Origin of the sequence: Paenibacillus sp. CCS19, assembly GCF_033239625.1 — a bacterium.
Classification (GTDB): Bacteria; Bacillota; Bacilli; order Paenibacillales; family Paenibacillaceae; genus Paenibacillus_T.
Genome location: NZ_BTCK01000055.1, coordinates 18,400 through 42,516 on the forward strand (window position 1 = coordinate 18,400; position 24,117 = coordinate 42,516).

Below are 24,117 nucleotides of genomic sequence, written 5' to 3' on the forward strand. Positions count from 1 at the left end.
GTTATACCAAGTTAAGCAAGCACGGTGAAACGGATCCTGCCAACATAGTGGAGGCGTATGGCGTTTCATTCCGAAGGAATATAAGCTCAGGTATTGGATTAGAAACCGATAATGACTTATATTTCATGAGAAGTATAGACGAGGCAAGTTAGAGCAAGTAACAGACCGTGAGCAGTAGAAGCCTACGGTAGAGATGAGCAGAGCTGAGATTGGAAGAGATGAGCTAAGCTGAGCGAAGAGTAGTCTTTCTAGGGGATTGTGGCATGTATTTCCTTGAGTATGCATGGAAGTCGTGCGGGCATTCTACTGAAGTTAGACGTTTCTTTCCTCATATACTCTCTTTGAATGCACTCATCCTACACGTTAAGCTCCTGCCATCGGCAGGAGCTTTTTTAATTTCGATGAACACGAAGGAGAGATCCGTTATGAACAACGAGCTGCAGCAAGTCATTCAACTAGCTGGTACGTATAACCTGATTCCAATTGTCCGCCATACGATGGCCGACACCGAAACACCGATTCGCGTGTTTCAGCATTTCTACAAGGAACGCAATGCGTTTCTGCTGGAAAGCGTGGAGGGCGGCGTACAATGGGCTCGTTATTCGTTCATCGGAACGGATCCATTCCTTCTTCTATATGGCAAGAACGGAACGATGATTCTGGAGCAGCAAGGCGTGAAGACAGAGCTTCACGACCAGCCGCTCGAACTGCTGAAGGCGAAGCTAAGATCGTATCGCAGTCCTCAGGTTAAGGATCTACCGCCATTCACGGGGGGAGCAATCGGCTTCTTCGGATACGACCTGCTGCAGTATTATGAGAAGCTGCCGAAACATCGCATTGACGATCTCAACATGAACGATTTGCAATTTATGTTCTGCGATCAAGTGATCGTGTTTGATCATGTAAAGCAGCAAATTCAAGTCATCGGCAACGTACACATTGCAGAAGGCGCGACGGACGGGCAAATTCAAGCCGCATACGAAGCGACATGCGCTCGAATCGATGCGACGATCGAGAAGCTGCAGCAGCCGCTCCCGATGCAGATGACGAGCGGCGGACCGATTCCGCATGATCCCGATCTTGGCGAAGTGCAATCGAACATGACGAAGGAGAAGTTCATCTCGAACGTGGATGCCGCCAAGGAATATATTCGTGCAGGCGATATCTTCCAAGTGGTGCTATCCCAGCGCTTCAGCATTGAAACGGAAGTAGATCCGCTGCATGTGTACCGCGTGCTTCGCACGATGAACCCTTCTCCTTATATGTATTATTTGAAGCTGGACGAAGAGATTATCGTAGGTACTTCGCCGGAAGCGCTGGTCAAGGTCGAAGGGGACAAAGTTGAAACACGGCCAATCGCAGGTACGCGTCCAAGAGGTCGTACGCCGGAAGAGGATGCAGCGCTTGAAGTTGAGCTGTTGGCAGATGAGAAGGAACGTGCGGAGCATCTGATGCTGGTTGACCTGGGCCGCAACGATATCGGCCGCGTATCCGAGTTCGGAACGGTTCGCTGCGATTCGTATATGGAGATCGAGCGTTACTCGCACGTCATGCACATTGTATCGAACGTTAGCGGCAAGCTTCGTAAGGACAAAGATTTCTTCGATGCCTTCATTTCCTGCTTGCCGGCAGGTACGGTATCAGGCGCTCCTAAGCTTCGCGCGATGGAAATCATCGCGGAGCTCGAGAACGAGTCGCGCGGCGCTTACGCAGGTGCGATTGGATACCTTGGTTTCGGCGGCAGCTTGAATACATGCATTACGATTCGGACGATTATTTTCAAGAATGGCAAAGCATATGTGCAAGCAGGGGCAGGCGTTGTATGGGATTCTGTTCCGGAGAAGGAATATGAAGAGACGGTTAACAAAGCGAAAGCGAGCTTGAAGGCGATCCGAACGGCAGAACTTCTGTTCGCAGGCGAGAAGCGGGCAGCTGTGCAGGCAGGGACGACGATCAATACCGATTACGAAATGACAACGATGCAGGGGGCGAATCAATAATGACGACGTTGACGAATACGACCATCACGCTGGCAGGAGCGATGAATAAGTTGATCGGCGGGCAGCATCTCAGCCGCGATGAAGCGCAGGAAGTGATGGGCTTCATCATGCGGGGCGAGGCAACGCCAGCACAGATCGGCGGCATTGCGACAGCACTGCGAATGAAGGGCGAAACGCGCGACGAAATTACAGGATTCGCCCTTGCTATGCGCGCTTACTCCAATCATGTCGTAACGGAGCAGGCGAACCTGCTGGATACATGCGGTACTGGCGGCTCCGGTATTCATAAATTTAATATTTCGACGTCATCGTCCATTATTGCATCTGCTGCAGGCGTTCGTGTGGCTAAACACGGCAACCGTGCGATGTCCGGCAAAACCGGCAGCGCGGATGTGCTCGAAGCGCTTGGCGTGAATATTACACTGTCGCCTGAACAGGCGGCTCAGTGTCTGAATCAGATCGGTATCGTATTCATGTTCGCACAGCTGTATCATCCTTCGCTTCGTCATGCGGCTGCACCCCGCCGCGAGCTTGGCATTCGGACGATTTTCAATATGCTTGGACCTCTGACGAATCCGGCAGGCGCTGATCGCCAGCTGCTTGGTCTATATGATCGCTCCAAGACGGAGACGATTGCTGAAGTGCTTAGCGATCTTGGCTTGAAACGTGCAATGGTTGTGAGCAGCCATGACGGTCTCGACGAGATCAGCATCTCGGCGCCAACGCAAATTTCGGAGCTTCAAGACGGTGTTGTTCGGACGTACGATCTGACTCCAGAAGAGCTTGGATTGCGCCGTCATTCGATCGATGCGATAATTGGCGGAGAAGCTTCTGACAATGCTGCTATTATTCGATCGATTATGACAGGTCAGGAGCAGGGAGCTTATCGCGATGTTGTGCTTGCGAATGCGGGAGCATGCATCTACATGGGCGGCGCTGTCGCTACGCTTGTCGAAGGCGTACAGCAGGCTGCGGCTATAATCGATTCCGGCAAAGCACTTGCGAAGCTGGAACAGCTTATTCAAACGACGGGAGAGTTGGGACATGTTTCTTGATCGCATCGTAGTAACGAAGAAGCAGGAAGTTGAGGAGCTGTCCGGGCGGTTCTCACTTGAAGCATATGAGCGGCGTATTGCAGATATGGCGGCAACGTTGGGCTTCGAGCGTGCCGTATCGGCAGCAGGACGCAAACGTCCGATGGGCTTGATTGCAGAGGTAAAGAAGGCTTCTCCTTCTAAAGGCTTGATTCGCGAAGATTTCCACCCAGTCGAGCTGGCTCGCGCTTATGAAGAGGCGGGCACGGATTGCATCTCGGTACTGACGGACCGTGATTACTTCCAAGGTTCGAACGAATATTTGCAAGCGGTTCGACAAGCGGTGAATGTGCCGCTGCTTCGCAAAGATTTTACGATCGACTATCGTCAAATCTATGAAGCACGCGATATCGGCGCCGATGCGGTGCTGTTGATTGCAGCTATTCTAACGAAAGATCAGCTGTCGGAATTCCATGATATCGCCAAGTCGATCGGGCTTGATGCGCTCGTAGAGGTGCATGACCGCCAAGAGCTGGAGACGGTATTGGAACTGGATAAAGCAACGTTGATCGGCATTAACAACCGTGATCTTCGTTCATTCGTGACCGATCTGAAGACGACTGAAGAGCTGATCAGCATTATTCCGAAGGGCAAAGGCATTACGGTCATTAGCGAGAGCGGCATAGCAGGTGTTGAAGATATGGCCTACTTGAAGTCGATCGGTGCAGATGGCGTGTTGATCGGCGAGCATTTCATGCGCAAGCCGCATGTCGGCAATGCGATCGAAGAGCTTATGGGACCGGTAGGCGTTCGATGAGTGAAGCAACACGTCTCACTGGGAGTCAGGAGCCATACACGCGGATCAAAATATGCGGTCTTCGCGACATTGCCACCATTCGTGCGATGCACGATCTTAATATCGAGGCTGTTGGCTTCATATTCGCCCCAAGCAGAAGGCAGGTTTCAGCAGAGCAAGCTGCTGAACTGATAGCGGAAGTGCGCGCTTGGAAAGCCCGGACATCGTCGGGCCGGGCGCCGCTGGCAGTCGGCGTATTCGTTAATAGCGATCTCGCTGCGCTGAAGCATGCCGTGAATACGGCTTCGCTAGACGTCGTTCAGCTGCATGGCAGTGAATCGCCTGAGGATTGCGAGGCAGCGAAGCAGGAGCTAGGTACTGAGGTGTGGAAAGTATTCCACCTTGGACGCGGCGGCGAGACTGACGAGATCGATGCACAGCGACAGCTGCTTCCTTATAAGGGGCATGTCGATGCGGTGTTGATCGATACGGCAGGCGGCGGTACCGGAACGGCATTTGATTGGACCGTAATTGCTCGCTACAAAGAAGCGGCTGCCGAGCTCGGCGTACCGCTCTATGTCGCAGGCGGATTAAGTCTAGATAATGTGCGGTCGCTGGTCAAGGAATACAGTCCGGACGGTGTCGACGTCTCCAGCGGCGTTGAAACTGAAGGGATTAAGGATATAGACAAAATTCATTCGTTCGTAAGAAAGGTGTGGGAAGCATGACCCAATACCCTGACGAGAGAGGCCGGTTTGGCCAATTCGGCGGGCGCTACGTGCCAGAGACGTTGATGAACGCACTGAACGAGCTCGAAGAGGCGTACAATACGTATTCGAAAGATCCAGAATTTCAAGCGGAGCTTCGTTATTTGCTCGACAAATATTCGGGTCGTCCAACATCGCTCTACTACGCAGAGCGGCTGACGAAGAAGCTTGGCGGCGCCAAGATCTATCTCAAGCGCGAGGACCTGAACCATACGGGCGCGCACAAAATCAACAATACGCTTGGTCAAGGCCTTCTTGCGAAGCGTATGGGCAAGACGAAGATTATTGCAGAGACAGGCGCTGGCCAGCACGGCGTTGCTTCTGCGACAGTGGCGGCTCTGCTTGGCATGGAATGCAAAGTGTTCATGGGCGAAGAGGACACGAAGCGTCAACAGCTGAACGTGTTCCGTATGCAGCTGCTCGGCGCAGAAGTCGTGCCTGTCATGTCTGGTACGCGTACGCTTAAAGATGCTTGTAACGAAACGCTGCGTTACTGGGTCAGCAACGTAGACGATACGTACTATATCCTTGGATCGGTTACAGGACCTCACCCTTATCCGAAGATTGTCCGCGATTTCCAGCGCATTATCGGTGACGAAGCCCGTGAACAAATGTTGAAGGAAGAGGGACGTCTTCCGGACTACGTTGTCGCAGCGGTTGGCGGCGGCAGCAACGCGATCGGCATCTTCTATCCGTTCGTCGAAGACGAGACGGTTAAGCTAATTGGCGTAGAGGCAGCAGGCAGAGGCGTTGAAACCGACGAACATGCGGCAACGATGACGAAAGGCCGTCACGGCGTATTCCAAGGCTCGCTCAGCTACGTGCTGCAGGATGAGTATGGACAAGTACAGCCGGCGCATTCGATCTCCGCAGGACTTGATTATCCGGGTATCGGCCCTGAGCATGCGTACCTCAAAGATTCGGGTCGTGCAACGTATGTGCCGATCACAGATGCAGAAGCACTGGAAGCCCTTCAGCTTCTGTCGCGTACGGAAGGTATTCTTCCAGCATTAGAATCGGCACACGCAATTGCTCAGACCATCAAGCTGGCTCCGACGCTTAGCGAAGACGAGATTATCGTCGTCAGCTTGTCTGGCCGCGGCGATAAAGACGTCGAAGCGATCATGGGCTACTTGGGAGGTGACAGCGATGAATCTCATTGATGCGACTTTTGCTCGATTGAAAGAGCAGGACGGCACTGCGCTCATCCCGTTCCTTACGATCGGCGACCCGGACTATGCGACTTCTGTCCGGATTATCCGCAAGCTGGAAGAAGCAGGCGCCGATATGATCGAGCTCGGCGTACCATATTCAGATCCGCTGGCTGACGGACCTGTCATTCAACGAGCTTCGGAACGTGCGCTATCTGGCGGTCAAGTGACGATCGAAGGTGTGCTCAATGTTGCTGAAGAGGCTCGCAAAGCAGGCGTGAAGCTTCCGTTCATTCTGTTCACGTACTTCAACCCTGTGCTGCAGCTCGGATTTGAACGTTTCTTCGAGCTGTGCATGGATAAAGGCATCAGCGGACTTATTATTCCGGATCTGCCGCTCGAAGAAGACGGCGACCTGCGCGAGATGGCCGAAGAGGCGAATATTCACCTCATTCCACTCGTTGCGCCTACTTCGAAGGAACGCGTTGCTCGCATTGCAGCACGTGCCCGCGGCTTCGTCTACTGCGTTTCCTCGCTTGGCGTTACAGGCGTTCGCGCGGACTTCCACGCTGGCATCGACGAATTCCTATCGGACGTTCGCGCTGCAGCGGAAGTGCCGATCGCTGTCGGCTTCGGCATCTCGAGCCGTGAGCAGGTTGAGCGGTTCAGCAAGCAGAGCGACGGCGTCATCGTAGGCAGCGCGATTGTTCGTAAGATCGAGGAGGTATTGCCGAAGCTTCGCAGCGAAGCGGAGCAAGAGGCGGCACTCGATGAGATCGGCCAATTCGTAGCGAATTTGAAAATCCGCTAATCGCACTTATCGATTCAATCACAGAAGCCTGATCATACCAGCGATGCTGGTTGATTGGGCTTTTTTTAACTCGTGCATAGTTTCAGTGCTTCACCGTAATGCTGCCAAGAAGCGTTGGTACGTTACTGCGTTATTCGCACTTTGCAACATGGAGGATATGTGAGACAATATAGGATATATTGAGAATTTAAGAATTGTTGATGAGGTGAATGGAGTCATGCAGCCAAAAAGCAATATCGTCCATCTTCCCGTTTACCAACCGGGCAAGCCAGTAGAAGATGTTAAACGAGAGCTTGGTCTCTCCGAAGTCATTAAACTTGCTTCCAACGAGAATCCGTTCGGATGCTCCGAGCGAGCGAAGGAAGCTGTTATTTATGAAATCTCGAACAATGCCAGCATTTATCCAGACGGTGCAAGCGTTGAACTGACGAAGAAGCTCGCGGATCAGCTGGGCGTAAGCACAGACAGCATCATTTTCGGCTGCGGCTCGGATGAAGTCATCCTGATGCTCGCACGCGCATTCCTCGTTCCAGGCGACGAAACGATTATGGCAGACCAGACGTTCAGCGTGTACAAGCACAATGCTGAAGTTGAGAATGCACGCGTTATCGAAGTGCCGCTCACGAACGGCAAACATGACCTGCCTGCTATGCTGACTCATGTTACAGATCGAACGAAACTCATCTGGGTATGCAACCCGAACAACCCGACAGGCACGATCGTAACCAAGGATGAGTTGGATGCATTCATGAAACAAGTACCGAGCAGCGTTCTTGTCGTATTGGACGAGGCTTACGTAGAATACGTAACCGACGCTTCGTTCCCGAACGGCATCGAGCTGCTGTCCCAATACAAGAACCTGATTGTTCTTCGTACGTTCTCGAAGATTTTCGGCCTCGCGTCGCTGCGTATCGGCTACGGCGTTGGACATCCGGACGTTGTACGCTCGATCAACCAAGTACGTGAGCCGTTCAATACATCGCGCGTCGCGCAAGCGGCTGCAAGCGCAGCGCTCGATGACGTTGCATTCCTTAACGAGTGCCGCGACCGCAACTCGGAAGGTCTGAACTACCTTCGCGAGCAATTCGACCGTCTGGGTCTGTCGTACTTCGATGCACATGGCAACTTCATCATGTTCGATACGAAGCTGCCATCCCGTGACGTTTTTGATGCGCTGCTCCGCAAAGGCATTATCTCCCGTGCAGGCTGGGGCCACTATCCGACGTACATTCGGATTACGGTCGGCAGCCGCGAGCAGAACGAGAAGTTCATTACGGCACTGGAGCAAGTATTGCAAGAAGCGGCGGTGCTTGGATAGCATATGGTAAAAATCGCGATATTCGGCGTCGGATTGATGGGCGGATCGCTGGCGCTCTGCTTCAAGGGCAAGCCTGATCTGTACGTAGTCGGTCATTCGACTCGCCAATCATCCGTTCAGAAGTATATCGACAGAGGCGTCGTGGATTCAGCCACGACGTCTCTGCGCGAAGCGGCTGAAGACGCCGATTTTATTTTTCTGTGCGTGCCAGTTGGCAGCCTCGAATCCTATCTGAAGCAGCTGGCCGAGATTAAGCTGAAGCCAGGCTGTATCATTACAGACGTAGGCAGCACGAAGGCGTCCGTGAATTCTTGTGCTCGATCGCTTGACCTTGGCGAAGCCGTATTCATCGGCGGGCATCCAATGGCAGGATCCGAGCGCTCCGGCGTGGAAGCTGCATCGCTCTATCTTTATGAGAATGCCTTCTATGTACTAACGCCGAACAGCACAACGCCGCCTGAAGCAGTCGAGAAGTTGAAAGAGCTGCTCGTGTATACAAAAGCCAACATCGTTATCGTAGACGCGGACGAGCATGACGATATCGTAGGTGCGATCAGCCATCTTCCTCATATGATCGCAGTCGCATTGACGAATCAGGTTCGCCGTTACAATGAGACGAACGATCTCTATTCGCAGCTCGCTGCGGGCGGCTTCCGCGATATTACGCGGATTGCCTCCAGCGACCCGGCGGTATGGCGTGATATTCTCGTCAACAACAGAGACGTGCTTCTTCGGTTGATTGAAGATTGGAATGTCGGAATCGAGGAGTTCGTGCGTATGCTCAAGGCTGGAGATCTGGAAGGAATCGGCGAAGCGTTCCGTACGTCCGGCGAATTCCGCAACAGCTTGCCTGAGCGGCGCAAAGGCGTCATTCATGCGATCTATGAATGTTATGTTGACGTACCCGATACGCCAGGTGTCATCGGACGAATCGCAACCGAGCTCGGCAATCGTCATATTAACTTGAGCAATATGCAAATCATCGAGAGCCGTGAAGACGTCCCTGGCATTCTGCGGCTCTCATTCCGCAAGCAGGATGATCTCGATCAAGCGGTTATTGCGCTTGGCGAGATGCAATATTCGGTTCATTTCTAATGGAGTACAACGATAAGGACTGTCCGCTCTTCGATGAAGATATGGGACAGTCCTTATTTTGTAAATGAATAAAATGTTTAAACTGCCCATGGAAACGGGTAAGAAATAATGGCAAAAAAAATACCACCTCATAGGAGGTGGTCCGCACAACGTGCGAAGTATTTGGATAGGAGTGGAGAGAAACCATACTGTACTTTTATTATATGTATACGTTTTCATTTTGTCAAGCGACAATCGTGAAAGCCTTTCCAAATCGTACGGATCTTTGTTAAATATTTAGCCACGCCGCTTCAGGGCTGTGTTACAATACAGAAGCATTTGGCAGGAGCCATAATTGCAAAATCTGTATGCGTCTATGTCGAAAGAGGCAGGAATTTAGACGCATAAGTTGAATTCATTATGGTAGAAATATCGTTCTTCATAATTATTTTATGTAACACAGAAACTTTTTGCTTCCGATTCGGTACAATAGTTAGGCCGAACCGAGAAGACTCCGCAGGTGGGGAGGTTCGCCTGTCGTGACCGACACCCAATTGATACGAGAAATTAAGGACGGAAACGTTCAGATGTATGCGGAATTGATGCGGCGATACCAGCGCAAGATCCTTGCCTTTATCTATCATATGCTCAAGAGCGCGAAGCTCGAGCTTATGGCGGAGGACTTATGCTCGGAGACGTTCTATAAAGCTTATCGAAGCTTGCACTCATTCCGCGAATTGGACGCGTCATTCTCGACGTGGTTATATACGATCGCTCGCAACACGGTTCTTAGCGAGCTCCGCAAGCAGAAAGCTGGCAGCGTGCCGCTGGAGGAATCGAATGTCATTCCGCTGGCGCCGCCGGATGCTGTGCCGGAACTGCGACTGCTGCAGAACGAACGGATGTCGATGGTTCGTGAAGCGATCAACAATTTGCCTGAAAAACAGAGGTCCGCACTCATACTGCGTGAATACGAGCAGCTCGATTATCAGGAAATCGCCAGCATTCTTGGGCAAACGGTCAGTTCCGTGAAATCGTTGTTGTTCCGAGCTAGAGCAAGCGTGAAGACACAGCTCGAGCCGTATTTTGACGAGTCTATGGTCGCGGAGGATACCTATGAAGGGATGAGGACGCGATGAGATGCGACGAATGTCAAGAGAAACTCGGTCTGTACTGGGAACTCCCTGAACAGGACGATGAAAGAGCGGCTATTGACCGTCATCTCTTGGATTGTCCGGCTTGCGCGGAACAATTACGTTTGTGGGAAGAAAGCGATTTAATCATTCGGTCGCTGTCCGGAGATTTTGAACCAGAGCTGGATGATGATTCTTACCGTATGAATAAGTCCGTAATGGACCGGATTTATGCCGATATGGAGCATCTTCGTCCTGTACATGAACGCTCCTATCGTTTCACAGCGTCGTTCCGCTTCCGCAGCATAGCCCTCATCGCTTGCTGCTTGGCGATCTTCGTCAGCGGACTGTTATTCGCTATATTCGGAGACTGGGGTTCATCGGCACAGAATATGGAGCCGATGACAGGATTGCTTGAAACAGCGAGCGCTGGCGATGACGGATCTGTACTCGGCGGTGAATTTTATGCCGAAGTACCTGTAGCGAGCATTAGCGATCCTTTCGTATTGAAGGTGGTGCCGACGGTGCCGCAATATTGGATCGTATTCTCTCTATTTGGCGTGATCGCTACGCTGCTGCTTTCGAATTGGTTCGCCCGCACACGGAAATAATGCAGATGTTAGCTGCGGAAGTACCTTGATTTGGAGTTGATTAGAGCGTGATTATAGGTCTTGTTAGACATGGTCAGACCGATTGGAATGCAGTTGGACGCATTCAAGGACAGACGGATATTCCGTTGAACGAAGAAGGCATCCGGCAGGCGAAGGCGCTTGGTCGACGAATTGCCAGTGAGGACCGGCAATGGGATGCGGTTGTCTCGAGCGATCTGGAACGTGCGAATGAGACGGCGCGCATCATTGCTGAAGCTATCCATGCGCCGCTGCTTCCAGGTGACGAACGGCTGCGCGAACGATATTTTGGCGAGATGGAAGGCTTGACTCGTTCAGAGCGTTTGGATCGATGGGGCAGTGAATGGCCGGTCGAGCATGTGGATGGAATTGAGCCGATGGAAGCGCTGCGTGAGCGGGCGCATGCATTCGTCGAGCAGTGGAGACAGGAGAGATCCGATATTTCGCTTCTTGTCGTGTCGCATGGCGGTTTAATCGCAGCACTGCTGCCTATTTTGTGCGAATCCATTGGGGACGATCATATAGGCAATCTGTCGTACTCCATTCTCGAATGGAATAACGAAGGCTGGACGCCGTTGTTATATAACTGTACAGCCCATGTCGAAGTATAATTGAAGAATAGCACTCCGTATAATAGAAGGAGACCGATACTGCCCTGCGCAGAACGGTCTTTTTTTGTGCGTATTTATTCGGCTGTATGTTTTAAAAACCGTTGTTCTTCCCATAATGGTAATACATTCAACATAAGCAGATTGACTTTAAAACTCCGTTCAAGAATGTAGCAGCAGAGTGACTTTGAACTCCGTTCAAAGATCCTGATGTAAGGAGAGAACACGATGAATTTGGCCGATATGCTTGGTTATGCCGATATTGGACAGCTCAATCGGATTGCGGTTGAATATCAATGCGAATGCAACGGCAATTCCAAAAACGAATTGATTCAAACGATTCTCTCCGCCGTAAACCGAAGGGATATTTTCGAGGAGCAGGTCGGTCGCTTAGGCTTGGAAGATTTGCGGTTTCTGAACTCGCTGTTGTTCGATACGAGATCGTCATTCAGTATGGAGGATCTGACCGCACGCATTCAGCAAAGCAAATTCGGAGAGGAGCAGACGGGAACCAGCGGGTCGGCAGAAGGCGCGCAGCCAGCGGAATCCAAAGGAAGCAGTAAGTCCAGAGGAGCGCAAGGCGGCACGAAGAAGCGGACGAAGGCAGCGGCTCCTGTGAAGGAGCTTACCCCGAGGGACATCATTCTGAAGTTCAAGCATCAGGGCTGGCTGTTCAATGGCTTGGCCGGGCCTAATCGGTACATGTTTCATGTTCCTGCGGACTTGAAAACAAGACTTAGGGATACGCTCGAGCGCAAAATGTCCGGTATGGTGGAAGCGGCCGAAGAACCGCAGGCATATCGAGATGAGCAGGGATTGCTGAGCGAAGATCTGTACCATATGCTTCAATATCTTCAGCGGTACGAAGTGCCCACGATGTCTGACGGCTCCATGTACAAACGCAACCTGCAGCAGCTCATAGAGCACATGGGAGTAAGAGAAGCGTTCCCTCAAAAAGGCGAATGGCGGTTTGGTTATGGACGCAAGTTTCATGTTTATCCGAATCGGCTAGCTTTATTGTACGACTTCGCAGTCGACAGCAAACTTATAGTTGAAACGTCAGAGCGAGTTACGCTCACTCAAGCAGGGCAGGACAGACTCCAAGAAGAGCAAGTGGATGAGACCGCCAAGTTGTATCGTTTCTGGCTGAAGCTGTACAGGACGCCGATTCCGAATCTGATCGCGCTTGTGAATTGGATCGATCGACTTGCTAGGCAGTGGGTAACAGCGGAGTCGCTTCAGCGCACGCTGCTGCCATACATAAAGCCGTATTATTATGATACATCCGAATCGGTCTTCGCTCAGCGAATCGTTGCGATGATGCTGCATCTGGGACTTGTTCGCATCGGCGAGCACGACAAGCAGGGGACAGTCATCCGAATGACTAAGCTTGGAACGGCTGTAATTGGAAGTATAGGGAAGGATGAAGCTGTACGTACCATTCGTTAATCTAGAATTCGCAGCTTACAAGACTATCATCATAGAGATTGACGAATCCAGTCGGCGGCAACGTTGATTCCGTATAATAAGTGTTCTCTTATTTCATGCCTCCATATAGGCGGAGGCACATTAATTGAAATGGGGGCCTTAGTACGGAGCGGAGCAGTGATCGGTGAATATGATTTAGTAGGAGCCGGTTCAATTGTAACCGAGAATAAAAAGATTCCACCTATACTCTTTCTCTTACGATCACCCGCCAAAGTCGTCATAGAATTGACGGAGGACGATTAGCAGCGCATGAGAAAGACGATGGAAAGCTTCGTGGTGAAAGGAAAAGAATATAGGATCTCTTAACCCCGGTTGGAGGTGTATCCTATGGACAAAATGAAAGCAACGTATGAGACAATGCTGGGATTAGCAGCAGAGATGGTGTTGGACGATGCGGTTCTGAAATTTCGTACCGAACGGATTTATCGCGATATCGACCTAGCGCTTGCTAGCGGAGATGAGGATACGTTCCATCGACTGGCAGAACAATTGAACGCAATCCGTCTTTCTTATTAGGCCGGCTGCGGTTGTTGAAAATTTAGAATAGCCTGATGTCCGTCCTGGCGCGGTGCAGGCTATTTTTGTGCGGAATGGGTTGGCAAACGAAGGAAGGCGCGTTACGATGGGAGGATGACAGCATATTAGCAAGGTAAGGAGAGGAAGATCCGATGAAATTCAGCGAGATTGAGAGCAGTCAATGGGAAGAACTAAAGCCATACCTGGATACGTGTCTATTGCCAGTGACCGGATTATCTGGCTTGGAAACGCCTGCAGAGGCTACAAAAGCATTAGAAGATTTGCGAGATATTATGGACGGCATTGAAATTCCGTTCAAAGGAAGAGTGGTTACATACCCAGCGTGTCATTATACAGGTGATGATGCGGAACACGCCGTTGTCGAGCAGCTGTGCGCATCGCTCAAAAGGACAGGCTTCCGCTATATAATAGTAGTTAGTGCCCGTATCACGAATTTGGCAAGCGTATCCGCGGATCTTATATTCGCACCGACAGAGACGGGAGAAGTTCCCTCTGCTGAGCAAATTGGGCAGGCGATTCGTTCCATGTGGACGCCCGCCATCCATGTCTAGCCATAAAGATGCATAATAAATTCCTATTATGGGGAAAACAATGACGAAGTCATGAGTGAGGGGATTAGGTTCCCGTGTAATTGTGACAATTTCATAACAAAAAATGAAACGCTTTTGCATCGGTCAAATTAACGTCTTCCATATTCTTGACGCTCCCATACACCTAGGATATTATAGAAAATGTCTTAGTTCGTCCACGGTTTTGTCACTTTGGACAAGACGGGAGATATGGTTGGCAAAGGGGGTAGAACAGAAGATGAGCAACCACGAAGGTCAAAAACCGGTGCGCAAAGAAATGTCCCGGCGTCAATTTTTGTCGTATACACTCGGTGGAACGACCGCTTTTATGGCAGGCGGCGTCGCGCTTCCGATGATTCGATTCGCTGTCGATCCGCTCTTGCAGAAGAAAGAAGAGAGCGCGTTCATTAAAGTGGCAGAAGAAGCGAAAATTACGAACGAACCTGTGGAATACAAATTCAAAATCCATCAAGTCGACGGCTGGTACGAGAGTGAAGCGGAGCTCGTCGCATGGATTTCGAAAGACGCGAACGGAAACATTTTTGCACTATCGCCTGTGTGCAAACACTTAGGATGTACCATTGGCTGGAATACGGAGAACAATAATGAATATGTTTGTCCGTGCCACGGTGCGCATTACACCGTTGATGGTAAAAACCTGAGCGTTGCACCGAATCCACTTGACGAGTACGAAGTTAAGCTGGATGGCGGATTTGTTTATCTCGGGCCAATTAGGTCGAATACGCGTGTATAAAGGAGGCGTATAGTCAGATGTTTAAAGCTGTATACAACTGGATTGACGAACGTCTTGATGTTGCGCCGTTGTGGAGGGACGTAGCGGATCATGAAGTGCCTGAGCACGTTAACCCTGCACATCATTTCTCCGCATTCGTGTACTGCTTCGGCGGCCTGACGTTTTTCATCACAGTTATCCAAATCCTCTCCGGTATGTTCCTGACGATGTATTTCGTACCGGATATTAACAATGCTTATGCAAGTGTCGATTACTTGCAGCACAAAGTTGCATTCGGCGGCATCGTTCGCGGCATGCACCACTGGGGCGCTAGTCTTGTAATCGTTATGATGTTCTTACATACCCTGCGCGTCTTCTTCACCGGTTCTTACAAAGCACCGCGCGAAATGAACTGGGTTGTCGGGATGCTTATTTTCTTCGTAATGCTTGGTCTCGGTTTCACGGGCTACCTGCTTCCTTGGGACAATAAAGCTTACTACGCTACAAAGGTAGGTATGCAAATTGCCGAATCCGTTCCTTACATCGGTGTTTACCTGAAAGAACTGATGCAGGGCGGTACGATCGTAGGTGCGCAGACACTGACTCGCTTCTTCGCGATTCACGTCTTCTTCCTGCCAGGCGCATTGCTTGCGCTGCTCGCAGGCCACTTCTTTATGATTCGTAAACAAGGCATTTCGGGACCGCTATAAGCGAAGGGAGGTTATTACGATGGCGCATGGTCATAAATCTGATGAGAAGATCGTCTACGTCGGAGACTCCCGCATACGCAAGCGGACGAACAAAAACAGCGTACCGCCTGACTACACGGCATTCCCAGGTAAGTCGGAAGTATTCATTCCGAACTTCCTGCTTAAGGAATGGCTGGTCGGCTGCGTCGTTCTTGTAGGCTTCCTCGTATTGACGATCGCTGAGGCTCCGCCGCTTGGTTATCCGGCGGATCCGACGAATACTGCTTTCATTCCGATGCCGGACTGGTACTTCCTGTTCCTGTATCAATTCTTGAAATACCCTTACGCGTCCGGCGACTACGTCGTACTCGGCGCGGTACTCGTTCCAGGCGTTGCATTCGGCGCATTGCTGCTTGCACCGTTCCTCGACACGGGTAAGGAACGCCGCTTCTACCGTCGTCCAGTCGCTTCGGCGCTGATGATTGTATCGCTTATCTCGCTCGTTTACTTGACGAAGGTATCATGGGATCACTACCAGCATGAGCTGACGATCACGGGTACGGTTCCAGAGCATATCGAGCGTGAAGAGAAAGCGCGCGAAGCTGCCGAGAAGGGCGAATCGTTCAGCGCAGTTAAGAAGGAAGAGCCGGTTGCACTCGTTGACGCTGATGATCCAGCAATGGAAATCGCAAAAGCGAACTGCATCGCCTGCCACGCTGCTGACCTGAATGGTAACTCCAAAATGAAGGTGCCTTCGCTGCACGGTATCGGTGATGTTCTCTCGAAAGAAGAACTCGTTAATACAGTAACGAACGGTAACGGCAACATGCCAGCCTTCAAAGATAAGCTTACGGCTGAAGAGATTGATCAAATCACGACTTGGCTCGCTAAGCAGAAGAAAGCTCAATAAAGTTGTACAACAGAACCTGACCGTCATCTTAGCGGTCAGGTTTTTTGGCAATTGAGACTACAATGAAGTGTGGACGAGCGCTGCTGCACCCGTCCAACCGAGAGGAGTATGTGAGTTGCCGCTTCGCTTATTTTGGAGCCGCGAGTTCTTAACTTCGCGCAATATGTTATGGACGCTGCTCATCGTCAATGTGCTCGGCACCATATACGGATATATTTGGTATGGCGAGCAGATCGAATGGACAGCTGCGAATAAGCCATTATGGATGCTGCCTTTTGTTCCGGATAGTCCGACAGCAAGTTTGTTTTTCTCTTTATCTATTGTTTATTTGCTTGTTAAAGCACAGCCGAGAACGACGATCGGTAGAGTTATTCGAGCTATCATCGAAGCACTTGGTGTCGCTACATCGGTCAAATACGGAATTTGGGCGGTTGCAATGATCGTTGCGGGCGCTTCAGAAGGCGTGTCGATGGAATGGCAGGACTGGATGCTCATTGTCTCTCATCTCGGTATGGCTGTGGAAGGCTTATTATATCTTCGGTTCATGTCAGTTAAATCTGCTGCGGTTGGTGTAGCGGTTGGCTGGCTGCTGATCAATGATATGGTTGATTATCGATTCGATGTGTTTCCATGGCTTCCGAAGCCGTTATATGATCATCTGCCAATCGTCTGCATTTGCACATTCGGCCTCACTTTATTCAGCTGGATCGTAACGAACGCGGCAATCGTACTTCGGGATGCTGATCGAAGTGCATTGAGATAGAGAATAAGATAAGGGAAGCTAGTCTATCTTGGACAGTCTCTTCATAAGCTAGAACGAATGCGGTAGCAGGAGAAGCACTCGCAACTGCAATAGCTGTGGAGGGATGTCACGTGAGAAAGAGATGGCTGGTCGCTTGTATGCTATGTCTTGTGCTGACCGTTCTATTAATTGGAGCAGCGGCGGCAGCAGCCCCAACAGAGCGTACGGCAACATCGATCTCGACTAGTTCGACATGGCAGCGAGTGCAACGCTCAGCAGATGCCATATATGAGGCTTCAACGTTAGGCAATCGACAGACCGCTTATTATGTTGGGCAGCAGCTTTCGAGTCAATTGCAGAAGCTGTTAGATGCGCGCAGCAGCGATCAACTGAGCCAGTGGCAGGACATTCATCGAGAAGTTAAGATGATGCTCGTAAATATTGAGCAGGGAAAAACCGCTGTATTGTGGCGACCGCAAGCGATACGAATTAAACTGGCTGTTGATGCTGCTGGCGCTCAGTCGATCGGTGTACCCGATAGCGCCATGTGGCTTCAGTACGAACCGATTATTGAAGATGATATCGCAAAAATTCGGCAAGCGATTAATATGCGCAATACACAGGCTTATGCTTCTGCAACGGCTATGTTGCATTCGCTGCAAGAGCACACGGACCGGATCGCGATTGCGGCAGCCATAGCGAATAAGTCATCGGAAATGAAAGCATTGCTTAATAGCGTTACCTATATGTCGCGTTTGCTCGATGCTGGGGAGCGAGGGACGATTAACGCCCAGTTGTCACAGCAAGTGCTTGCGCCTGTTGAAGCGGCGTCGGCAGCGCTGTTCAGCAGCAGTGAGGAGCGGGAAGAGCCGGTTATCGCACCGATTGGCGGCGCTGTTCCGCATCGCTGGATATTCGGTATTTCATCTCTGATTTCAAGTCTTCTTGCTTATGTTTCATGGCGCAAGTATAAAGAAACGCCTTATGCCATCATGAATAAAGGTGACACAAGCCAAGCGCCCTTATACTTGAAGCGCAAAATCAAATGAAGAAACAGCCCTGTTGAGGATAGGACGTGTCGTCTAGACGCTCCTTCATCAGCAGGGCTGTATTTGTGTGGCTAGACTATGGTGTAGGCCAGTCCAATGTTACGTTACTCTTCTTCTTTAAAGCCTTCGCCAAGAACATCGTGCACATCATTGATGACGATGAATGCACGCGGATCTATTGCCTTCACGATCTCGCGCAGCGTTCGCACCTCTTGTCGGTTCACAACGCAATAGACGATATATTTGTGGGAGCGGGAATATGCGCCGATTGCAGGGATTAGGGTTACGCCGCGATCCATTTTCTCTGTTACACGTGACGCTATGGCGTCTCCAGCATTCGTAATGATGGAGACCGCTTTGGCAGCATATGCGCCTTCTTGAATGAAATCGATCATGCGGGATGCGATGAAGACGGTAACAAGCGTGTAGAGCACCTTCTCCTTCGGAATGTACAGAAGCGCCAGCCCAATAATGACGAGATCGAGCGCGAGAATAACTTGTCCCATGCTCCAGCCCTTCCACTTGCCGATAATGCGGGCGATAATGTCGACGCCGCCTGTCGTCCCCCCGAAACGGAAGGTGATCCCAAGACCTAACCCCAGTGTAACGCCTGCATAGAGCGCAGCGAGAATAAAGTCTTGTTGGGTTTGAAAGGGGACGATCCAGCCGTGAGCGATCGCTCGTTCGATTAACGCCAGAAAGACGGATAAGCTCACTGTACCGAATATCGTGTAGGCCATCTGACCTTTCCCGAGCATTTTGAGCCCTAATAGAAATAACGGAATGTTGAGCACAAGCGTGGAGATGGATAACGGAGCGCCTACCGCATAATTAAGAAGTACGCCGATACCGGTGACGCCGCCCTCCATGAGCTGATTCGGGATAACGAAATAATGGAGCCCGAAAGCATAAATGGCGGTACCAGCCATGATAGGAATAAGTGATTTGGCCTGCTGCCATAGTTTGCTTAACATTGGAATGCCTCCTTGTAGGTCGACCAACTATGTAGATGACAGAATGTGTGCGGGAACGAGTCGAGCTTCTAATTAGTATGCTGCTTTTACCGAAGTTTGAAAACCATTGTTTTCAATGGCGCTTTAGGCTAACATATAGAATAATCCGCCAGTGGCGAATTTGAAGAGAGGAATGCATATGGCCGATAAATCATTATCCGACATCCAACGTGAAGTGGATGCCTACATATCGCAATTCAAGGAAGGTTATTTCAGCCCGCTTGCCTTAATGGCAAGGATGACGGAGGAAGTCGGAGAGCTGGCACGCGAAATTAATCATCATTATGGCGAGAAGCCGAAGAAGCCTGACGAAGCTGACAATTCAGTGGAGATGGAGCTTGGCGACTGCTTATTTATTCTGTGCTGCTTTGCGAATTCCCTCGGCATTGATCTAACGCAAGCGCATGATGCTGTCATGAATAAATTCAATACGCGCGACGCTAACAGGTGGACGCGTAAGGACCAAGACAGCTAAACACGCGCCGTAACGCCGAAACAATCCTTCACATATGCTGTACCACAACCGGTGTACAAGGGGGGTGGGCATATGGAAGGGGACGATTGCCTTAAACAGGCTTACGGATGTATATTGCAGAACGATTTCGAAGGTGCCATCCTATGGTTTGAACGGGCGATTGCCGCCGATCCGAACAATGCTTCTTATTATTATAGGTGTTCGATTTCTTACGGCAGAAGCGGCAAATGGGAGCGTGCGCTTCACTACGCAGTGAAGGCCGTCGAGCTGGAGCCCGAGCAGAAAGCACATTTGTATCAGCTTCATACCGTGCAAGCTAGATTGTTAGTACTCTCCGGCAAGCAGGAGCTCAGCAAGCAGCCGCCGGATGCATCGATCGCGGCAGCAGCTTTGCAAGAAGCGGTAGAGCTCGATCCGCTCAGCTTCGAAGCCTATTATTGGCTGGCGCAAGCTTTCGTCAAGCTCAATCGGCTTGATGACGCGTTGCGATATGCGTTAGAAGCGATCCGATTGAACCCGGCAGATGATGATGCGCGAGCATTGTTCACTGAGATAAGCCGGAAGAGACGGGCGATGCGCTATCGCAAGCAGAGAAGACAAAGAAGAAGGAACAGGTGAATAGAATGACAACGAAACCCATTCATGTAGCAGTAGCAGGAGCAAGCGGACGCATGGGCCGCGAAGTCGTAAAAATGGTGTTGGATGAAGCGGATTTCGTACTGGCCGCGGCGTCTGCCCGATCTGCAGGTCCGGTCGACGCCGGCACATTTGTTGGAAAACCGGCATGCGGTGTAAGCTTCAGCGCTACGTTGGAAGAAGCGCTCGACAGCGGTCCGATCGACGTATTGGTCGATTTCACGGTACCGCATGCGGTATATGAGAACGCGAAGGCAGCGATTTCGCGCGGCATTCGCCCGGTCATAGGCGCAACGGGCCTTTCGCCTGAGCAAATTGACGAGTTGGACAAGTTGTGCAAGGAACGTGGGATCGGCGGACTGATCGCACCAAACTTCTCGATTGGCGCGATTCTGATGATGCAATTCGCAGCGCAGGCATCCAAATATTTTCCAAACCTCGAAATTATCGAATACCATGGCGATCAGAAGCTGGACGCGCCGTCCGGTACTTCGATCAAGACAGCCGAGTTGATCTCCAAGGTTCGTGAGGAAATTCGACAAGGCAATCCGAATGAGGAAGAGACGATTGAAGGCGCTCGCGGAGGATATTATAGCGGTTTCCGTATACATAGTGTAAGACTGCCGGGCGTATTCGCTCAGCAGGAAGTGATTTTCGGCGCATTCGGTCAATCGCTCAAGATTCGCCATGATTCGTACGATCGTGCCGGCTATATGCCAGGCGTTGCAGTAGCAGTACGGAAAGTTATGGGCTATGAAGGCATGATTTACGGTTTCGAACATCTAATGGATTAACCAACAGTCGGAGAGGGGAACGTCAGCTATGTTACATATTGCTTTTATTGCTCACGATCGCAAAAAAGAGGAAATGGTTAACTTCGTAACAGCTTACGAGCACGTGTTCAAAGGTTTCCAGCTTTATTCGACGGGAACGACGGGTCAACGGATTATGGAGAATACGTCGCTCCAAATTCACCGCTTCTGTTCGGGTCCGCTCGGCGGCGACCAGCAGATCGGTGCTTTGGTAGCCGAGAACACGATGGATTTCATTATTTTCCTGCGTGATCCGCTAATGGCGCAGCCGCACGAGCCGGATATTATCGCCCTTCTTCGTCTCTGCGACGTTCAGGGCATCCCTGTCGCTACGAATATTGCGACCGCTGAGCTGCTCGTTAAGGCGCTTGAGCGCGGTGATTTTGCATGGCGTGAGCTGGTGCACAAATATAAGCCGGAGTCGTCGCAGCCATGAGTACGAAAGAAGACAAGGTGGACAAGCTCGATATATTGATATTCGGCGCGCATCCCGACGATGCTGAAATCGGTATGTCGGGGACGATCGTCAAGCATATTCAAGCCGGCTACCGAGTTGGGATGTGCGATCTAACGGAGGCTGAGATGTCTTCGAACGGAACGGTTGAGCTTCGCAGGCAGGAAGCTGCTGCAGCTTCAGAATTGCTTGGCTTAACGGCGCGATCGAACCTTGGATTGCCTGACCGCGGTCTTGGCGCTGAAGGCCATGTTGAAGCGATTACGGCTGAAATTCGGAGATGGCGTCCGCGCATTGTGTTCGCTCCTTATTGGAATGATCGCCATCCAGATCATAATCGGTGCAGCAGCCTTGTTGAAGAGGCTGTATTCAATGCGAAGCTGCGCCGTTACTTGCCTCATCTTGAAGCGGTCACTGTGGAGCAGCTGATCTTCTATTATATTAACGATGTAGAAGACGTACGGCTTGCCGTAGACGTCTCAGACGTGTACGACAGCAAGCTGGCTTCGCTTCGCGCATACCGTTCTCAGTTCGAGGCGGTAGCGCAAGGGGAGGACCGTGTCGCAACGCCGCTTACAAGCGGGTATGTCGAGCGAGTAGAAGCTCGAGATCGATTGCTTGGCGTGGCGCGCGGCTGGTCCTATGCCGAAGGCTTCACGACTAAGAAACCACATACGGTTGCGTTGTTCTAACAGACGACTAACGTCGAATGACGCCGCCTGCTATGACATAGGATATTTAACATAACTGTGGATACAACAATTTTGTAATCCGAGGAGTTGCGAACCGTGACGAGGAAATTAAAAATCGGCATCACGTGTTACCCGTCGCTAGGCGGCTCAGGTGTCGTGGCGACCGAGCTCGGAAAACTGCTGGCTGAAAAAGGTCATGAGATCCATTTCATCACACACAGCGTGCCGTTTCGGCTTGGAAAATTTCATAAAAATATTTTCTACCATGAGGTCGAAGTAAACGATTATTATGTGTTCCGTTACCCGCCATACGATCTTGCGCTCGCAAGCAAGATGGCGCAGGTGGTGCAAATGCAGGAGCTCGACCTACTGCATGTTCATTACGCGGTTCCCCATGCGATCTGTGCTTATCTGGCGAAGCAGATGGTCGGCGATCATCTGAAGACGGTCACGACGCTTCATGGCACTGATATTACGGTCCTTGCACAAGACGAGTCGCTTAAAGACTTGATCCGTCTTGCAATTAACAGCAGCGACAGTGTAACGGCCGTGTCGGCGGACCTGATCAAAGAAACACGCGAGCTTCTCGATATTACGAGAGAGATCGATCTGACCTATAATTTTGTGGACAAACGAATCTATTATCCACGTGAATGTCAATCGCTCAAGGCCGATTACGCGCCGAATGGCGAGAAGCTGCTTATGCATATATCGAACTTCCGTCCGGTGAAGCGGATCAGCGATGTAGTCGATGTATTCGCTCGTGTAGCGCAGGCGATGCCAGCGAAACTGCTGCTCGTCGGCGAAGGACCTGAGCTGACCAAGGCTCAGTGCCAGATCAACAAGCTTGGCCTGGAGAATAAGGTGCATTTCCTTGGCAAGCAGGACGATGTTGCGCAAATTATTTCGATCGCGGATCTCATGCTGCTTCCTTCGGAGAAGGAGAGCTTCGGTCTCGTTGCACTCGAGGCTATGGCTTGCGGCGTACCAACGATCGGATCAACGGCTGGCGGCATTCCTGAGCTCGTGACACAAGGGAAGACGGGATTCCTGTCACCGATTGGCGATACGAAGTCGATGGCGGACAATGCAATCAAGCTGTTATCCGACCCTGACATGTTCCGTCAATTCCGAGAAGCCTGCATCCAACGGGCACGTCTTGAGTTCTGTAATGACTCGATCACGGCGCAGTATGAGCAGATCTACTATCGGACGCTTGGCATTGAAGCGGACATCCCGATGCCGGTCTGTTCGGAATAGGAGCAAGCGATGAGGGGACTGTTCCGCAATGCGGAGATGGAGCGGGCGCTGCCGGTGCTGGAGACGCTCCGTCAGAACGGGTATGAGGCTGTATTCGTTGGCGGATGCGTGAGGGACGTCATCGTAGGCAGGCCGCTTACCGATATCGACATTGCAACCTCGGCGCTGCCGGAGACCGTGATGTCGATCTTCGAACGGACAGTGCCGACCGGGCTAGCGCACGGTACCGTTACCGTATTGCTTAATGATCGAAGCTACGAGGTAACGACATATCGGAGCGAGGCGGCGTATGATGATCATCGCCGTCCTTCGGGCGTTTCGTTCATCCCGAATCTCGATGGCGACTTGCTGCGGCGGGATTTCACGATGAATGCGATGGCAATTAAGAGCGACGGTTCGCTCATTGATCTATACGGCGGCATGGATGATATAGAGGAAGGCGTCATCCGCTGCGTAGGCGAGGCAGACGAACGATTCCGCGAGGATGCGCTGCGCATGGTGCGTGCGATCCGATTCGCCTCAACCTTCGGGTATCGAATCGCGCTAAGCGCATGGCGTGCCATTCGCCGCAATCGCGATCTGCTGCAGCATGTGGCGATGGAGCGAATAAGCATCGAGCTGGACAAAATGGTCGGCGGCGCCGGCCCGCACCGCGCCGCCGCCTGGCTCGCGGCAAGCGGGCTCTTGCCGCGCACCCGCGATCCGCTGCCGCCTGGCTTCGCCCAGGCGGCCAGCGC

The 24,117-nt window shown here is 51.3% G+C and carries 27 protein-coding genes and 1 pseudogene; 27 read left to right on the forward strand and 1 reads right to left on the reverse strand.

Features of this window, described 5'->3' with window-relative positions:
* Window positions 1-425: 425 nt before the first annotated feature.
* The 20 genes and pseudogenes from trpE (at window position 426) to SBI19_RS26000 (ending at window position 18,038) form a co-directional block, all read left to right on the forward strand.
* Window positions 426-2,000: an anthranilate synthase component I gene (gene trpE / locus SBI19_RS25905; RefSeq protein ID WP_317972418.1), complete on the forward strand. Its 1,575-nt coding sequence runs from the start codon at window positions 426-428 to the stop codon at window positions 1,998-2,000.
* Window positions 2,000-3,055: an anthranilate phosphoribosyltransferase gene (trpD, locus tag SBI19_RS25910; protein ID WP_317972419.1), complete on the forward strand. Its 1,056-nt coding sequence runs from the start codon at window positions 2,000-2,002 to the stop codon at window positions 3,053-3,055. The genes trpE and trpD overlap by 1 nt, the downstream gene beginning before the upstream one ends.
* A complete protein-coding gene (trpC, locus tag SBI19_RS25915) occupies window positions 3,045-3,851 on the forward strand; it encodes an indole-3-glycerol phosphate synthase TrpC (protein ID WP_317972420.1) in 807 nt (268 codons plus the stop codon). Before trpD ends, trpC begins: the two co-directional genes overlap by 11 nt.
* Window positions 3,848-4,558 carry a phosphoribosylanthranilate isomerase gene (locus SBI19_RS25920; protein WP_317972421.1) on the forward strand — a complete coding sequence of 237 codons (711 nt, stop codon included), beginning with the start codon at window positions 3,848-3,850 and terminating at the stop codon, window positions 4,556-4,558. The genes trpC and SBI19_RS25920 overlap by 4 nt, the downstream gene beginning before the upstream one ends.
* On the forward strand, window positions 4,555-5,760 hold the full coding sequence (gene trpB / locus SBI19_RS25925) for a tryptophan synthase subunit beta (protein WP_317972422.1): 1,206 nt from the start codon (window positions 4,555-4,557) through the stop codon (window positions 5,758-5,760). The genes SBI19_RS25920 and trpB overlap by 4 nt, the downstream gene beginning before the upstream one ends.
* Window positions 5,747-6,559 carry a tryptophan synthase subunit alpha gene (trpA, locus tag SBI19_RS25930; RefSeq protein WP_317972423.1) on the forward strand — a complete coding sequence of 271 codons (813 nt, stop codon included), beginning with the start codon at window positions 5,747-5,749 and terminating at the stop codon, window positions 6,557-6,559. Before trpB ends, trpA begins: the two co-directional genes overlap by 14 nt.
* A gap of 217 nt (window positions 6,560-6,776) precedes the next feature.
* Window positions 6,777-7,877 carry a histidinol-phosphate transaminase gene (gene hisC, locus SBI19_RS25935; RefSeq protein WP_317972424.1) on the forward strand — a complete coding sequence of 367 codons (1,101 nt, stop codon included), beginning with the start codon at window positions 6,777-6,779 and terminating at the stop codon, window positions 7,875-7,877.
* A 3-nt stretch (window positions 7,878-7,880) separates the two neighbouring features.
* Window positions 7,881-8,972: a prephenate dehydrogenase gene (locus tag SBI19_RS25940; RefSeq protein ID WP_317972425.1), complete on the forward strand. Its 1,092-nt coding sequence runs from the start codon at window positions 7,881-7,883 to the stop codon at window positions 8,970-8,972.
* 518 nt (window positions 8,973-9,490) lie between these two features.
* On the forward strand, window positions 9,491-10,090 hold the full coding sequence (locus SBI19_RS25945) for an RNA polymerase sigma factor (RefSeq protein WP_317972426.1): 600 nt from the start codon (window positions 9,491-9,493) through the stop codon (window positions 10,088-10,090).
* Entirely contained in the window at window positions 10,087-10,695 is a 609-nt protein-coding gene (locus tag SBI19_RS25950) for an anti-sigma factor family protein (RefSeq protein WP_317972427.1), read from the forward strand. The genes SBI19_RS25945 and SBI19_RS25950 overlap by 4 nt, the downstream gene beginning before the upstream one ends.
* A gap of 47 nt (window positions 10,696-10,742) precedes the next feature.
* Complete coding sequence (locus tag SBI19_RS25955; RefSeq protein WP_317972428.1) at window positions 10,743-11,324, forward strand: histidine phosphatase family protein; 582 nt, start codon at window positions 10,743-10,745, stop codon at window positions 11,322-11,324.
* A gap of 225 nt (window positions 11,325-11,549) precedes the next feature.
* Complete coding sequence (locus tag SBI19_RS25960) at window positions 11,550-12,770, forward strand: hypothetical protein (protein WP_317972429.1); 1,221 nt, start codon at window positions 11,550-11,552, stop codon at window positions 12,768-12,770.
* A 105-nt stretch (window positions 12,771-12,875) separates the two neighbouring features.
* Window positions 12,876-13,115 (forward strand): annotated as a pseudogene (locus SBI19_RS25965) (gamma carbonic anhydrase family protein); the annotation flags it as partial.
* A gap of 21 nt (window positions 13,116-13,136) precedes the next feature.
* A complete protein-coding gene (locus SBI19_RS25970) occupies window positions 13,137-13,325 on the forward strand; it encodes an IDEAL domain-containing protein (protein WP_317972430.1) in 189 nt (62 codons plus the stop codon).
* A gap of 152 nt (window positions 13,326-13,477) precedes the next feature.
* On the forward strand, window positions 13,478-13,897 hold the full coding sequence (locus SBI19_RS25975) for a DUF2487 family protein (RefSeq protein ID WP_317972431.1): 420 nt from the start codon (window positions 13,478-13,480) through the stop codon (window positions 13,895-13,897).
* A 256-nt stretch (window positions 13,898-14,153) separates the two neighbouring features.
* Entirely contained in the window at window positions 14,154-14,669 is a 516-nt protein-coding gene (locus SBI19_RS25980) for a Rieske (2Fe-2S) protein (protein WP_317972432.1), read from the forward strand.
* 17 nt (window positions 14,670-14,686) lie between these two features.
* Window positions 14,687-15,358 carry a menaquinol-cytochrome c reductase cytochrome b subunit gene (gene qcrB / locus SBI19_RS25985; protein WP_110043369.1) on the forward strand — a complete coding sequence of 224 codons (672 nt, stop codon included), beginning with the start codon at window positions 14,687-14,689 and terminating at the stop codon, window positions 15,356-15,358.
* Window positions 15,359-15,377: 19 nt separating this feature from the next.
* Entirely contained in the window at window positions 15,378-16,247 is an 870-nt protein-coding gene (locus SBI19_RS25990; protein ID WP_317972433.1) for a menaquinol-cytochrome c reductase cytochrome b/c subunit, read from the forward strand.
* A gap of 115 nt (window positions 16,248-16,362) precedes the next feature.
* Window positions 16,363-17,010: a DUF1405 domain-containing protein gene (locus tag SBI19_RS25995; protein ID WP_317972434.1), complete on the forward strand. Its 648-nt coding sequence runs from the start codon at window positions 16,363-16,365 to the stop codon at window positions 17,008-17,010.
* A 110-nt stretch (window positions 17,011-17,120) separates the two neighbouring features.
* On the forward strand, window positions 17,121-18,038 hold the full coding sequence (locus tag SBI19_RS26000; protein WP_317972435.1) for a sporulation protein YpjB: 918 nt from the start codon (window positions 17,121-17,123) through the stop codon (window positions 18,036-18,038).
* A gap of 104 nt (window positions 18,039-18,142) precedes the next feature.
* Here SBI19_RS26000 and SBI19_RS26005 read toward each other — a convergent pair whose 3' ends face one another.
* Window positions 18,143-19,012, reverse strand: a complete 870-nt coding sequence (locus SBI19_RS26005; RefSeq protein WP_317972436.1) for a YitT family protein — start codon at window positions 19,010-19,012, stop codon at window positions 18,143-18,145.
* 178 nt (window positions 19,013-19,190) lie between these two features.
* Between SBI19_RS26005 and SBI19_RS26010 the strand changes: the two genes are divergently transcribed.
* The 7 genes from SBI19_RS26010 to SBI19_RS26040 all read left to right on the forward strand — a co-directional run.
* On the forward strand, window positions 19,191-19,526 hold the full coding sequence (locus SBI19_RS26010) for a nucleotide pyrophosphohydrolase (protein ID WP_317972437.1): 336 nt from the start codon (window positions 19,191-19,193) through the stop codon (window positions 19,524-19,526).
* Between the two features lie 72 nt (window positions 19,527-19,598).
* Window positions 19,599-20,144 (forward strand): tetratricopeptide repeat protein, encoded by a 546-nt coding sequence (locus SBI19_RS26015; protein ID WP_317972438.1) that lies wholly within the window; start codon window positions 19,599-19,601, stop codon window positions 20,142-20,144.
* Window positions 20,145-20,149: 5 nt separating this feature from the next.
* On the forward strand, window positions 20,150-20,956 hold the full coding sequence (gene dapB / locus SBI19_RS26020; protein WP_317972439.1) for a 4-hydroxy-tetrahydrodipicolinate reductase: 807 nt from the start codon (window positions 20,150-20,152) through the stop codon (window positions 20,954-20,956).
* 28 nt (window positions 20,957-20,984) lie between these two features.
* Entirely contained in the window at window positions 20,985-21,410 is a 426-nt protein-coding gene (gene mgsA, locus SBI19_RS26025; RefSeq protein ID WP_317972440.1) for a methylglyoxal synthase, read from the forward strand.
* A complete protein-coding gene (gene bshB1 / locus SBI19_RS26030; RefSeq protein WP_317972441.1) occupies window positions 21,407-22,120 on the forward strand; it encodes a bacillithiol biosynthesis deacetylase BshB1 in 714 nt (237 codons plus the stop codon). The genes mgsA and bshB1 overlap by 4 nt, the downstream gene beginning before the upstream one ends.
* Before the next feature lie 96 nt (window positions 22,121-22,216).
* On the forward strand, window positions 22,217-23,380 hold the full coding sequence (bshA, locus tag SBI19_RS26035; protein ID WP_317972442.1) for an N-acetyl-alpha-D-glucosaminyl L-malate synthase BshA: 1,164 nt from the start codon (window positions 22,217-22,219) through the stop codon (window positions 23,378-23,380).
* Window positions 23,381-23,389: 9 nt separating this feature from the next.
* Window positions 23,390-24,117, forward strand: a 728-nt coding sequence (locus SBI19_RS26040; protein WP_317972443.1) for a CCA tRNA nucleotidyltransferase, incomplete at its 3' end; no start/stop codon positions are given.

What these genes read in the sequence shown, in the direction of transcription:
- SBI19_RS26005 (WP_317972436.1), bottom strand. Translation starts at nt 19,012, where the DNA reads ATGTTAAGCAAACTATGGCAGCAGGCCAAATCACTTATTCCTATCATG.
- SBI19_RS25980 (WP_317972432.1), top strand. Translation starts at nt 14,154, where the DNA reads ATGAGCAACCACGAAGGTCAAAAACCGGTGCGCAAAGAAATGTCCCGG.
- SBI19_RS25920 (WP_317972421.1), top strand. Translation starts at nt 3,848, where the DNA reads ATGAGTGAAGCAACACGTCTCACTGGGAGTCAGGAGCCATACACGCGG.
- SBI19_RS25950 (WP_317972427.1), top strand. Translation starts at nt 10,087, where the DNA reads ATGAGATGCGACGAATGTCAAGAGAAACTCGGTCTGTACTGGGAACTC.
- hisC (WP_317972424.1), top strand. Translation starts at nt 6,777, where the DNA reads ATGCAGCCAAAAAGCAATATCGTCCATCTTCCCGTTTACCAACCGGGC.
- SBI19_RS25990 (WP_317972433.1), top strand. Translation starts at nt 15,378, where the DNA reads ATGGCGCATGGTCATAAATCTGATGAGAAGATCGTCTACGTCGGAGAC.
- qcrB (WP_110043369.1), top strand. Translation starts at nt 14,687, where the DNA reads ATGTTTAAAGCTGTATACAACTGGATTGACGAACGTCTTGATGTTGCG.
- dapB (WP_317972439.1), top strand. Translation starts at nt 20,150, where the DNA reads ATGACAACGAAACCCATTCATGTAGCAGTAGCAGGAGCAAGCGGACGC.
- bshB1 (WP_317972441.1), top strand. Translation starts at nt 21,407, where the DNA reads ATGAGTACGAAAGAAGACAAGGTGGACAAGCTCGATATATTGATATTC.
- mgsA (WP_317972440.1), top strand. Translation starts at nt 20,985, where the DNA reads ATGTTACATATTGCTTTTATTGCTCACGATCGCAAAAAAGAGGAAATG.
- SBI19_RS25975 (WP_317972431.1), top strand. Translation starts at nt 13,478, where the DNA reads ATGAAATTCAGCGAGATTGAGAGCAGTCAATGGGAAGAACTAAAGCCA.
- trpB (WP_317972422.1), top strand. Translation starts at nt 4,555, where the DNA reads ATGACCCAATACCCTGACGAGAGAGGCCGGTTTGGCCAATTCGGCGGG.
- trpC (WP_317972420.1), top strand. Translation starts at nt 3,045, where the DNA reads ATGTTTCTTGATCGCATCGTAGTAACGAAGAAGCAGGAAGTTGAGGAG.
- trpA (WP_317972423.1), top strand. Translation starts at nt 5,747, where the DNA reads ATGAATCTCATTGATGCGACTTTTGCTCGATTGAAAGAGCAGGACGGC.
- trpD (WP_317972419.1), top strand. Translation starts at nt 2,000, where the DNA reads ATGACGACGTTGACGAATACGACCATCACGCTGGCAGGAGCGATGAAT.
- SBI19_RS26010 (WP_317972437.1), top strand. Translation starts at nt 19,191, where the DNA reads ATGGCCGATAAATCATTATCCGACATCCAACGTGAAGTGGATGCCTAC.
- SBI19_RS25960 (WP_317972429.1), top strand. Translation starts at nt 11,550, where the DNA reads ATGAATTTGGCCGATATGCTTGGTTATGCCGATATTGGACAGCTCAAT.
- SBI19_RS25940 (WP_317972425.1), top strand. Translation starts at nt 7,881, where the DNA reads ATGGTAAAAATCGCGATATTCGGCGTCGGATTGATGGGCGGATCGCTG.
- trpE (WP_317972418.1), top strand. Translation starts at nt 426, where the DNA reads ATGAACAACGAGCTGCAGCAAGTCATTCAACTAGCTGGTACGTATAAC.
- SBI19_RS26015 (WP_317972438.1), top strand. Translation starts at nt 19,599, where the DNA reads ATGGAAGGGGACGATTGCCTTAAACAGGCTTACGGATGTATATTGCAG.
- SBI19_RS25970 (WP_317972430.1), top strand. Translation starts at nt 13,137, where the DNA reads ATGGACAAAATGAAAGCAACGTATGAGACAATGCTGGGATTAGCAGCA.